Below are 10,294 nucleotides of genomic sequence, written 5' to 3'. Positions count from 1 at the left end.
GGCCGGCGCCGAGGACGGCGAGGCAGACGGACATCGGGTCCATGCCGCCGTGCGCGGGGGAGACGGCCCGCGGGGTTCCGTCGGGGACGGCGGCCGTGTGCGGGGCCGCACCGTGCGAGGGCGCCGGGCCACGGCTCATGTCGTGCCCGGCCGCCTTGTGCGAGGACGCCGCGCCACCGCCCGTGTGGGGCCCGGCCGCCTCGTGCGAGGACGCCGCACCACCGCCCATGCCGTGCCCGGTCGCCGCACTCGCGCCGGCCCGCTCCGGGCCGTGCCCGCCCGTCGTCGGGTGGCCGAGCGTGTGCATGGTGACGATGCCCAGCAGCAGCGCCGCGAACAGCAGCAGCCGCCCGCACCAGGCGGTGGCCTTCCGCTGTCCGTCCATCATCGCGTCTCTCTCCCGAGCCCTTGATTCTTCGATCTTCCCCGCACCCTACCCCCACGGGGTATTCCTTCTCCAGGCCCCCGGAAGTGGGATCATTGGGCGAAAACGATTGACGCCCGGCCCGAAGGACGCTCCCCCTCCCATGACCATCACGGAACAGGTGAGGGACGACCGTCCCCTCGCCACGGACGCGACCGCCGCGGGCGCCGATCGCAGGCAGTTCATCTCGTGGGTGACCCTCGCGATGATGACGACCGCCTCCGTCGCGAACCTGCGCCCCTCCCCGTCCATGGCGCTCTACGGACTCGCCGCCGTCTTCCTCTACCTCGTGCCGGCCGTCGTCTTCCTGCTGCCGACCGCCCTGGTCTCCGCCGAGCTGGCCTCCGGCTGGACCGGCGGCATCCACCGCTGGGTCAGCGAGGGCCTCTCCAAGCCCCTCGGCTTCCTGGCCGTCTGGTGCCAGTTCGCGATGACCATCGCGTACTACCCGAGCCTCCTGGCCTACGTGGCGAGCACCTTCGCATACGTCATCGACCCCCGCCTCGCCGACAACGGCGTCTACGTCGCCATTGTCATCGTCGTCATCTACTGGGCCGGCGTACTGATCTCCTCGCGCGGCACCAAGGCGGTGGCCGGACTCGCCGGCGCGGGCCTGGTCATCGGCACCCTGATACCCGGCGCCGTCCTCGTCGTCCTGGGCCTGGTCTTCCTCGGCCAGGGCAACCCCTCCGCCGCCCCCATGGACAGCGGCCACCTGCTCCCGCCGTGGACCGGGCTCGCCAGCCTCGTCCTGATCGTCAACAACTTCCTGTCCTACGCGGGCATGGAGATGAACGGCGTCCACGTCTCCTCGCTGCGCGACCCCGGCAAGCAGTTCCCGCGCTCGGTCTTCGCGGCCACCGGGCTCGTACTGCTGATCTTCGTCCTGCCGGCGCTGGCCATCAGCTGGGTCATGCCGGGCGAGGACCTGAGCCTGACCGCCGGCGTGATGCAGGCGTTCCAGGGCTTCTTCGACCACTTCCACGTCGGCTGGCTGACCAAGGTCGTCGGCGTGCTGCTCGTCGTCGCCGCGCTCGGCGGCATGCTCGCCTGGCTGGCCGGCCCGTCCAAGGGGCTGCTGATGGTCGCCCGGCAGGAGGGCTATCTGCCGCCCGTGCTCCAGCGGCTCAACAAGCACGGCGTACAGCGCAACATCATGGTCGCGCAGGGCGTCCTGACCACCCTCATCGCCCTGCTCTACGCCTTCATCCCCGATGTCTCCAGCGCTTACTGGATCTTCTCGGTGATCACCACGCAGATCTACCTCGTGGTCTACCTGCTGATGTTCGCCGCCGCCATCCGGCTGCGCGCCACCCGGCCGGACCACCCGCGCGGCTTCCGCGTCCCGGCGCTGCGCCTTGTGGCGGGCACCGGGCTGGTGTCCTCGCTCGCGGCCATGTGCATCGGCTTCGTCCCGCCGGACCAGTTCGGCGGCGGCCCGCTGTGGCGCTATCTGCTGACCGTCGGCGGCGGGCTGCTGGTCCTCGGCTTCCTCGCGCCGCTCGCGTTCCTGAAGTTCCGCAAGCCGCACTGGGTGGCCCCCGAACACCGCACGGGCCCGGCCGGCGACTGAGCCGCCAGGGGGCGTGGCCCACCCCGACGGGGCACGCCGGTACGGTCGTCACGTCCCGTCCCGGCCGGTGGGCCTCTCCGCCACCGCCGACCGGCGGGCCGCCGGAGACGGGACATGAGCCACTGAGGGGGACGGTGTGGACGGCAGGGACCACGAGGGGCGGCCACCCGGCCGCATGCTGCGGGTCGGCGGGGTGCCGCTGCACGTCGTACGCGAGGGCGCGGGCCCGGCCTGTGTGCTGAGCGCCGGGCTCGGCATGGGCTGGTTCGACTGGGAGCCGGTGGTGCCCCTGCTCAGCCCGCACCGCACGGTCGTCCGCTTCGACCGCCCCGGACTGGGCTTCAGCGCGCCGCCCGTCGAGCCGCCCACCGCGGCCGGCGAGGCCGCCCGGATAGCGGGCGTCCTCGACGCGCTGGGGCTGCGGGAGCCGGCCATGGTCGTCGGCCACTCCCTGGCCGGCTTCCACGCCGAGGCGTTCGCCCGGCTGTACCCGGACCGCACCGCCGGCATCGTCCTCGTCGACGGCAGCGTGGAGGAGGAGCCCCGCCCGGCCCCGGCCCGCGAGCTGCGCACCACCGCCGCCCACGCGCGCGGCCTGGTCCTCTCGGCCGCCGGGCTGCCCCGCGCGCTGGGCCCCTCCCTGCGCCGGCTCACCGTCCGCGCCTCGTCCGTCAGCCGCCAGGACCCCGCCCCCGCCGAACTGGTCCGCCGCACCTACGGCACCGGCCGGGTGCTGCGCGCACTGCTCATGGAGAACGCCCGTTACCGCGACGTCGCCGCCGAGCTGCACGGCCTGCGCGACGCCCATCCGATGCCACCCGTCCCGGTGACGGTCCTCGCGGCGTCACCCGGCACCGGCTCCGGGCTGGAGCGCCGCTGGCTGGCGCGCCAGCGCGGCCTCGCGGCCCGCCTCGACGCGCGTTTCGAGGCGGTCGCGCCGGCCGGCCATCTGCTGATGTACGACCGTCCGCAGTCGATCGCCGCCGCCGTGCTGGCCACGCCTCCGATCCGGGCATAAGTACGATGCATCAGTAGGGGGCGTCTCCGGGAAACCCAGAGGTAACCGGAGAACGCGATACTCAAGGCCCGGCCGCCCGCCCACACCGCTTGTACGAGCCGTCCGACCTGCAAGGATAGGTAGATATGGATAAGCAGCAGGAGTTCGTGCTCCGCACGCTCGAAGAGCGCGACATCCGGTTCGTACGGCTGTGGTTCACCGATGTCCTCGGCTATCTGAAGTCCGTGGCCGTCGCCCCGGCCGAGCTGGAGCAGGCGTTCGACGAGGGCATCGGCTTCGACGGCTCCGCGATCGAGGGCTTCGCCCGGGTCTACGAATCCGACATGATCGCCAAGCCGGATCCGGGCACCTTCCAGATCCTGCCCTGGCGCGCCGAGGCCCCCGGCACCGCCCGGATGTTCTGCGACATCCTCATGCCGGACGGCTCGCCGTCCTACGCCGACCCGCGCTACGTCCTCAAGCGCATCCTCGCCAAGACCTCCGACCTCGGGTTCACCTTCTACACCCACCCCGAGATCGAGTTCTTCCTGCTCAAGGACAAGCCGGTCGACGGCACCCGCCCGGTTCCCGCCGACTCCTCCGGCTACTTCGACCACACCCCGCAGAACGTGGGCATGGACTTCCGCCGCCAGGCCATCACCATGCTCGAATCCATGGGCATCTCGGTGGAGTTCAGCCACCACGAGGGCGCCCCCGGCCAGCAGGAGATCGACCTGCGCTACGCCGACGCGCTCTCCACCGCCGACAACATCATGACGTTCCGGCTGGTGATGAAGCAGGTGGCGCTGGAGCAGGGCGTGCAGGCCACGTTCATGCCCAAGCCGTTCTCGGAGTTCCCGGGCTCCGGCATGCACACCCACCTCTCCCTCTTCGAGGGCGACCGCAACGCCTTCTACGAGTCCGGCGCGGAGTACCAGCTCTCCAAGGTCGGCCGGTCCTTCATCGCGGGCCTGCTCAAGCACGCCGCCGAGATCTCGGCCGTCACCAACCAGTGGGTCAATTCCTACAAGCGCATCTGGGGCGGCTCGGCCCGCAGCGCCGGCGCGGGCGGCGAGGCCCCCTCGTACATCTGCTGGGGCCACAACAACCGCTCCGCGCTCATCCGCGTGCCGATGTACAAGCCCGGCAAGACCGGCTCGGCCCGCGTCGAGGTCCGCTCCATCGACTCCGGCGCCAACCCCTACCTGACCTACGCGGTCCTGCTGGCCGCCGGCCTCAAGGGCATCGAGGAGGGCTACGAGCTCCCCGCCGGCGCCGACGACGACGTCTGGGCGCTCTCCGACGCCGAGCGCCGCGCCATGGGCATCGAGCCGCTGCCGCAGAACCTCGGCGAGGCGATCGAGCTGATGGAGCGCAGCGAACTGGTCGCCGAGACGCTCGGCGAGCACGTCTTCGACTTCTTCCTGCGCAACAAGAAGCAGGAGTGGGAGGAGTACCGCTCCGAGGTCACCGCCTTCGAGCTGCGGAAGATGCTGCCGGTGCTGTAAGGGCAGGTCAGGGCGTTCTCGCAAGCTGACAGCACTCCGGGCCGACGGTCATGAACCGTCGGCCCGGAGGTGCCTCACTCGCCCCGGGCCGTCTGTGGGCCGTCCGGGGCGGAATCGGCGGCCTCGTACACGCTGTCCACGGCCTTCCGGGTGCGCCCCTCGCTGCTGGGCATCAGGTGCGTGTACGTCCGGAGCGTGAAGCCGGGATCCGTGTGCCCGAGGTAGTGGCTCAGGGCCTTGATGTTTTCCCCGGCGTCGAGCAGAACCGAGGCGTAGAAGTGCCTCAGGGCGTGCATCCCGTGCTCGCGCGCCGAGTCGTAGCGCTCGCCGACCTTAGGCTCCGGTATGACGCCGGCTGCCGCCAGGGCAGGCTTCCACACGCGGGTGTTGAAGTCGGTACGCCGGACCGCACCGCCGCTTGGCAGGGAGAAGAACAGCCGTTTGGTCACAGGCGGGCCGTCCGGGCGTAACCACGGGAGCGTGACATCCACGGGAGGGAAGTCGATCCGGTGCTGCCTGAGGGCGCGGCTCACGCGCCCGGCCAGGGGCACGTCCCGCTCCTTCCTGCCCTTCGGTGGGGCGAACACCAAGTGTCCGTTCACGACCTTCACTTGGACAGACACATGCAGCCAGCCCGATTCGTAGTCCACGTGGTCGTCGGGAAGGCCGAAGATCTCTCCCTGACGGAGCCCGACCCCGCCGCCTACGTCGACCATTGCTTGGTAGCGCCCAGGGAGGGCCGCCTGCACGGCGAAGGTGCGCTCGACCGACCAAGGTTGCACGCGGGGCGCGGCCGACCTCGGTGCACGCACCGAATTGGCCTTGCAGGGGTTCTTGGGAAGATGGCCGTCGTCCACGGCAGCGCTCAGGACCGCTGACACGCTCGCGAAGATGACACGACGGTAGGACGCCGCTGGCAGCACACGTTCCAGCTCGCTGATCCACTCTCTGATATGCCCGGGTTGGAAAGATCCGAGAGGGCGCGTTCCGAGATACGGGAAGGCGTGGCGCCGGAGTTGAACCTCCACCGTGGTGCGCGTCGTCATGTCGGTGGTCTGCGCTGCCAGCCACTTCTCACCGTACTGGCGGAAGGTGGCTCGGCCGGCGGTCGGGTCGATGTACTGCCCGCGCGACATGTCGGCCTCGATGTGAGTGAGCCACTGTTCAGCGAGACGCTTCTGACGGTCGGGGAAGGATTTGCTCTTCTCGGTGCCGTCGGGTCCGACGTAGCGGGCGCGGTAGCGCATCCCGGTGCCGTGGCGGTCGGTCTTGACTCGGGCGGTCTCCCCGCCAGGGGTGGTTGTGGTCTTGTACCAGCGGTCTTGGATGTGGCCGGCCAAGGACGCTCCTTCGAGAATGCGGCAGGGGCACACCCGTACGGGCGTGCCCCTGCTGTTGGCGAGGTGGGATCAAGCGGCCGTGTCGGCGGCCTTGCGCTCGGCTATCCAGTGGTGGACGTCGGTGGGGTCGTAGCGAAGGTGCTTGCCGACACGAAACCCGGGCGGACCGGTGCGCTTCTTGCGCCACTGGTAGACGGTTTCCACGGGCACGTCGAGGAGTTCGGCGATGTCATCGGGGGTTAGGTAGCGGTCCGGCAGTCCTCCGCGCAGCGCGTTCGTGGCAGATGTTGTTGCCATGGGGTGATCTCTCCTTGGCATCCGAGGCGGGGGCGGTGGTTTTCCTTTCCCTCTCCGAGGTCCGCAACATCCGCCACACCGCAACACCGCTGGTCAGCGGCCTGGTTCTGTGGCGGCTGGCGGTTGTGTGGCGGATCGGTGCCGCCACGCGGGCGCGTGGCGGCACCGGTGAATCCGGGCTGGTCAGCTGGCGACCTTGAGCGGGCGCGTGGCGGGTTCCGGGGGCGTGTGGCGGCTGTCGGGGAGCGGATCCGCCACAGTTTCACCCCCGTTGACCTGCGGTGTGGCGCACGTTGCGGCTGTTGCGAACTTTCCGGGGGGTGGGGGGCAGTACCGCTTCCACGCGTCGGCGAGGTCCTCCGCGTAGTAGCCCTTCGGGGTGTCGGAGCCGACCCGGACCCCGCGCGGCTTGATCGGCTTGTTCGCCGCGGTGACGTACTGGCCGAGCAACTTCGCCAGGGTGCGGGAGCTGATGGGTTTGTCGTCCAGGTCGCCCCACGGGGCGTCGTCCAGGCTCATCAGCCGCTCCAGGATGGTCGCGGTGGGCATCCGGTCGGCGCCGCGGAACACCGCGTCCCGCAGATCGGTCAGGAGCCGGACCCCGAGGGACGCTGCCGCGTCGTCCTGCGCCGTGTGGACCAGCTCCAGGCAGGCGGCGCGGGCCCGCGTGGGCCAGTGCCCGCCAGCGGCGTCCGCGACGGCGAGTAGGGGCTCCCACACGTCGGCGGGGCGGTCGGATACCCCTTCGGGCATGACCGGCCAGGCGTCTGCGACGTCATCGCGAACGGTGTCGGCCCATTCGGCGAGCCGGTCGCGCAGCGCGTTGCCCTCCCTTTCGTGGATGCGCCGGCGGTAGGGCTCGACCGTCTCGTTGGGGGCGCGCTTGCGCATGCGGATGATGATCGAGCGGGTGAGGATCGTGTCGGGCAGGGAGCCGAGCCCGGCCATGGCGACCGCGCAGAACGAAGAGAACCAGGCCGCGGTCTGGTTGGAGCCGTCGCCGACACAGCGCAGTGACTTGGCACCGCGCCGGTATCCGGAGTTCAGGAAACCCCGCACCGGCTCGTTGTCCCCGGCTTTGGGGCCGAACACGGTGTCGATCTCGTCGAAGAGGAGGGTCGGAGGGCCCTCGGCTGCCTCTACCAGCCGGAACAGGGCGTTGGGGGACGCGTTAACGGTGGTCGCGGCGCGGGGGGTGAGGGTTTCGACGATCTCCAGGGCCCGGGACTTGCCCGAGCCCGGTTCCGGGGAGAGGAACGCCAGGCGTGCGGTGCCGTCGAGGGCGTCGATGAGGTGGGCGTGGGCGTCCCACAACGTGACGGCGACGTAGGCGGCCTCGGTGGGGAAGACGTTGAAGCGGCGGTGGAAGGCTTTCACGTCTTCCAGCACGGCGGCGCCGTCGATCGTGGGCGTGCTGGAGGCGTCGGGTGTGGTCACGCTGCGGTCCTCCTCGCGGGGGCGGCGGTGGCCGTGGAGTGGTGGGGACAGTTGCCGACGTGAACGCGTGCGGCGAGCGCGGCGACGTTGGCCTTCCCGTGGGCGCGTTCGTGGTGTCCGCAGGCGCAGAGCCAGTCCGCGATGGGGTTGCGCGTCAGCATGTCGCGGACGTGGAGTCCGGGGCGGATGCCGGTCACGGTGACCGGGTGCAGGTCAGGGCGAAGGGCTGAAAGGACGCCCTGACGGGCGGCCTTCACCCGGCCGCACCGCGAAACGGGCGGTGGCGCCATGTTGGCGCGGTTCTGCCGGTCGGCGGTGTCGGGCGGGCATTTGGGCTGCGGGCGGGGTGGGTCGGGGTTCATGTCGTCTCCCGGCCGCGGCAGGTGCGTGCCGAGTAGGTCAGCGCGTCGTGAATCGTGGCGCGGCACTCGGCCGCGGGCAGTCCGGCCGCCTCCCCCGCCACCCCAAATGCCTCCTCGACCACGTCCTGGGCGATCTCGCCCCAGATGATGAACCGCCCGATCGCAATCGCGCGGGTCAGCAGCAGGTGATGCCGCTGACCCTCCGGGGCGTTCCTGACCCGTGCGGTCTCGCGCTCCAGGGCCACCTCAGCCCGACGCGTGGCCTGCCCCGGGATGAGCAGCGGGGCGGACGCCGTGGCGGGTTTGGGCACGCTCTGGAGTCGCGGCAGCAGCCATCCGGGCAGGGCCACCGCCGGGACGTCGTCGACCACCTCGTACGCGCCCGCGGCGGTGGTGCTGCCCGCAGCGACGATATTGCCGCCCCATGCCCGGGTGTCGATGTTCGGTGCCACGGACTTGGTGGTGCTGGGCAGGTGGAGGCTGTGCGGCGTCCGGAAGTACAAGTGCATGCCGCCGCTGGGCGTCCGCACCGTGTAGGTGGCGGGCCAAGGCTGTCCGGCGCGCTCGCAGAGCGCCGAAAAGGACGTCGCGCCGTCAGGCGCGTCCGAACTACCCTTCCCGACCTTCTCCTTGGGGATGTCCAGGTCGACGACGACCAGGCCGGAGGGGCCAGTGGCGATACCAATGTTGAACGGGCCGGCCATCCAGGCGGCGCGGATGCGGTCAGGGTCGGTGGTGGCGCGCTGCTCCCATTTACGGTGTCCGCCGGCGCACTCGCCGGTGCGGGGGCAGGCGTGTTCGCCGTGCAGGGCGGAGCCCTTGCCGCCGGGGCGCAGCGGGTGGACGTGCCAGCCGCGCGTTGCGGCAGCCAGAGCGGCAGAGAGCAGATGTGCTCGCCGCGTGGTGGTGCGATGCGTCATGCTGGATGCCTCCAACAGGTCTGTTGTGGACTGGTTGGCCGGGGCGACCGCGTGTCTTTGGCGAGATCGGGCGGTCGCCCCGGGCACGTCTAGAACGACGGTTCGGCGGTCTTGCCGTCGGTGGCCCACGCGTCGGCACCGGCCGGTGCCGACGCGGCGGGGCGCTTGCCGTTGACCGTGACGGTGGTGAAGCGCAGGGATGCGCCGATGTCGTCGACCTCGACGGCCAGCATCGAGCGATTCTCACCTTCCGGGGTCTGCCAGTCGTGCTGGCGGATCCGGCCGGACAGCACCACCCGTGAGCCCTTCACCAAGGACTCGGCGACGTGCTCCGCGAGCGAGCGCCATGCGGCGCAGCGGAAGAACGTGGACTTGCCGTCCTTCCACTGGTTCGCCTCGCGGTCGAAGGTGCGTGGGGTACAGGCGACCGTGAACTTCGCGAGCGGCGCCCCGACGTCGGTGAACTTCAGTTCCGGGTCGGCGGTCAAGTTGCCAATGACGGTGATCGGGGTCTCTCCGAACGACATGCCGGTCTCCTCGGTGCAGGTCAGAAGGGCGGTTCGGTGGCGAAGGTGCAGGCGCATGCGCGGCGGCGGTGGTTGCAGACGGAGCAGCGCTGGAGCGTGGCCGTGTTGTGGGGCAGCCACACCCGGGCCAGGGGCAGGAACGGTGCGCAGTGGCAGTCCTCGAAGTCGGGCTCTTCCGCCCCGGGGTAGCCGGACATTACGGCGCCGTCACCTCCGCAGGTGGGGCATGCGGGGTCGGGGAGGCGGTGCAGGGCGAGCATGGGGCGGGGGCCGATGGGGCGATGACCCAACCGGTGGGAGTACCACGCAGGGTGGAAGCGGATTGCCAGGCGTCGGCGTGCGAGGAAACGGCGGATCACAAGGGACCTCTGGGGCTACTTCTTGGAGTGGAAGAGCTTGAGACTCAGACCGACCCCAATCGGGCCGGTCAGCGAGCCGACGACGGCCGCGGTGCGCACGGCGAACTCGAACAGGGCCAGGGCGGCGGCCGCCATGCCCATGAGGCCGAAGGCGACGGCCAGGCCGATGAAGACGGGGCGGGCGTAGACGCGGGCCGTGCGTTCGGGGGCAGGAGCGGCCTGGACGATGACGAAGGGGCGGCCATCGGCCTGGCGGTAGAGGTCGGCGGGGATGTGCGGGGCCAGGGGCCCTAACGTCACGTTGGGCGGGGGCGGTTGGCGCATGAAGCTTTCCCCTGTCAGGAGGTCAGGTTGGGGATGGCGTGGATGAGCGCGGCGCACACGCGGTTGATGGGCCCGGCCGCGCCGGTGCCGGCGGCGAAGAAGCCGAAGAGGAAAAGCACGACGGCGGTACCGGGACCGACAGTGCGGGCGCGCAGGATGAAGACGGTGATGACGCCCAGGACGACGACGGCGGAGAGTGAGAGATTCACGTGTTCTCCTGTTTTCG

Annotated in this window: 12 protein-coding genes and 1 pseudogene; 3 read left to right on the top strand and 10 right to left on the bottom strand. The window is 70.7% G+C overall.

Annotated elements, in window-relative coordinates; all coding sequences use genetic code 11:
* A pseudogene (locus J7E86_RS00585) lies at positions 1-385 on the bottom strand (hypothetical protein); the annotation flags it as partial.
* A gap of 142 nt (positions 386-527) precedes the next feature.
* Between J7E86_RS00585 and J7E86_RS00580 the strand changes: the two are divergent.
* The 3 genes from J7E86_RS00580 to glnA all read left to right on the top strand — a co-directional run bounded on the left by J7E86_RS00580 (position 528) and on the right by glnA (position 4,502).
* Positions 528-1,997, top strand: coding sequence for an APC family permease (locus J7E86_RS00580; protein WP_215078563.1), 1,470 nt, complete (start codon positions 528-530; stop codon positions 1,995-1,997).
* Between the two features lie 175 nt (positions 1,998-2,172).
* On the top strand, positions 2,173-3,015 hold the full coding sequence (locus J7E86_RS00575) for an alpha/beta fold hydrolase (RefSeq protein WP_215078575.1): 843 nt from the start codon (positions 2,173-2,175) through the stop codon (positions 3,013-3,015).
* Positions 3,016-3,140: 125 nt separating this feature from the next.
* A complete protein-coding gene (gene glnA, locus J7E86_RS00570) occupies positions 3,141-4,502 on the top strand; it encodes a type I glutamate--ammonia ligase (protein ID WP_215078561.1) in 1,362 nt (453 codons plus the stop codon).
* A gap of 74 nt (positions 4,503-4,576) precedes the next feature.
* Here the strand turns inward: glnA and xerC are convergent, their stop codons facing one another.
* The 9 genes from xerC to J7E86_RS00525 form a co-directional block, all read right to left on the bottom strand.
* A complete protein-coding gene (gene xerC, locus J7E86_RS00565) occupies positions 4,577-5,842 on the bottom strand; it encodes a tyrosine recombinase XerC (protein ID WP_215078559.1) in 1,266 nt (421 codons plus the stop codon).
* A gap of 69 nt (positions 5,843-5,911) precedes the next feature.
* Positions 5,912-6,139: an AlpA family transcriptional regulator gene (locus J7E86_RS00560; RefSeq protein ID WP_215078557.1), complete on the bottom strand. Its 228-nt coding sequence runs from the start codon at positions 6,137-6,139 to the stop codon at positions 5,912-5,914.
* A gap of 183 nt (positions 6,140-6,322) precedes the next feature.
* Entirely contained in the window at positions 6,323-7,576 is a 1,254-nt protein-coding gene (locus J7E86_RS00555; RefSeq protein WP_215078555.1) for a DUF3631 domain-containing protein, read from the bottom strand.
* The gene (locus J7E86_RS00550; RefSeq protein ID WP_251018475.1) at positions 7,573-7,938 is read right to left on the bottom strand and encodes a hypothetical protein; all 366 of its coding nucleotides are present in this window, start codon (positions 7,936-7,938) and stop codon (positions 7,573-7,575) included. Before J7E86_RS00550 ends, J7E86_RS00555 begins: the two co-directional genes overlap by 4 nt.
* Complete coding sequence (locus tag J7E86_RS00545; protein WP_215078553.1) at positions 7,935-8,858, bottom strand: bifunctional DNA primase/polymerase; 924 nt, start codon at positions 8,856-8,858, stop codon at positions 7,935-7,937. The genes J7E86_RS00550 and J7E86_RS00545 overlap by 4 nt, the downstream gene beginning before the upstream one ends.
* Before the next feature lie 89 nt (positions 8,859-8,947).
* The gene (ssb, locus tag J7E86_RS00540; protein WP_215078551.1) at positions 8,948-9,385 is read right to left on the bottom strand and encodes a single-stranded DNA-binding protein; all 438 of its coding nucleotides are present in this window, start codon (positions 9,383-9,385) and stop codon (positions 8,948-8,950) included.
* Between the two features lie 20 nt (positions 9,386-9,405).
* The gene (locus tag J7E86_RS00535; RefSeq protein WP_215078549.1) at positions 9,406-9,582 is read right to left on the bottom strand and encodes a hypothetical protein; all 177 of its coding nucleotides are present in this window, start codon (positions 9,580-9,582) and stop codon (positions 9,406-9,408) included.
* Positions 9,583-9,759: 177 nt separating this feature from the next.
* On the bottom strand, positions 9,760-10,068 hold the full coding sequence (locus J7E86_RS00530) for a hypothetical protein (protein ID WP_215078547.1): 309 nt from the start codon (positions 10,066-10,068) through the stop codon (positions 9,760-9,762).
* A gap of 14 nt (positions 10,069-10,082) precedes the next feature.
* Positions 10,083-10,277, bottom strand: coding sequence for a hypothetical protein (locus tag J7E86_RS00525; RefSeq protein WP_215078545.1), 195 nt, complete (start codon positions 10,275-10,277; stop codon positions 10,083-10,085).
* Positions 10,278-10,294 lie beyond the last annotated feature (17 nt).

It is taken from the genome of Streptomyces sp. ISL-11 (genome assembly GCF_018614525.1).
Classification (GTDB): domain Bacteria; phylum Actinomycetota; class Actinomycetes; order Streptomycetales; family Streptomycetaceae; genus Streptomyces.
This window is presented reverse-complemented; position numbering and strand designations above follow the sequence as displayed.

Coding starts and splice junctions, on each gene's coding strand:
- J7E86_RS00580 (WP_215078563.1), top strand. CDS start 528: ATGACCATCACGGAACAGGTGAGGGACGACCGTCCCCTCGCCACGGAC.
- J7E86_RS00575 (WP_215078575.1), top strand. CDS start 2,173: ATGCTGCGGGTCGGCGGGGTGCCGCTGCACGTCGTACGCGAGGGCGCG.
- glnA (WP_215078561.1), top strand. CDS start 3,141: ATGGATAAGCAGCAGGAGTTCGTGCTCCGCACGCTCGAAGAGCGCGAC.
- J7E86_RS00560 (WP_215078557.1), bottom strand. CDS start 6,139: ATGGCAACAACATCTGCCACGAACGCGCTGCGCGGAGGACTGCCGGAC.
- J7E86_RS00550 (WP_251018475.1), bottom strand. CDS start 7,938: ATGAACCCCGACCCACCCCGCCCGCAGCCCAAATGCCCGCCCGACACC.
- J7E86_RS00545 (WP_215078553.1), bottom strand. CDS start 8,858: ATGACGCATCGCACCACCACGCGGCGAGCACATCTGCTCTCTGCCGCT.
- ssb (WP_215078551.1), bottom strand. CDS start 9,385: ATGTCGTTCGGAGAGACCCCGATCACCGTCATTGGCAACTTGACCGCC.
- J7E86_RS00535 (WP_215078549.1), bottom strand. CDS start 9,582: ATGTCCGGCTACCCCGGGGCGGAAGAGCCCGACTTCGAGGACTGCCAC.
- J7E86_RS00530 (WP_215078547.1), bottom strand. CDS start 10,068: ATGCGCCAACCGCCCCCGCCCAACGTGACGTTAGGGCCCCTGGCCCCG.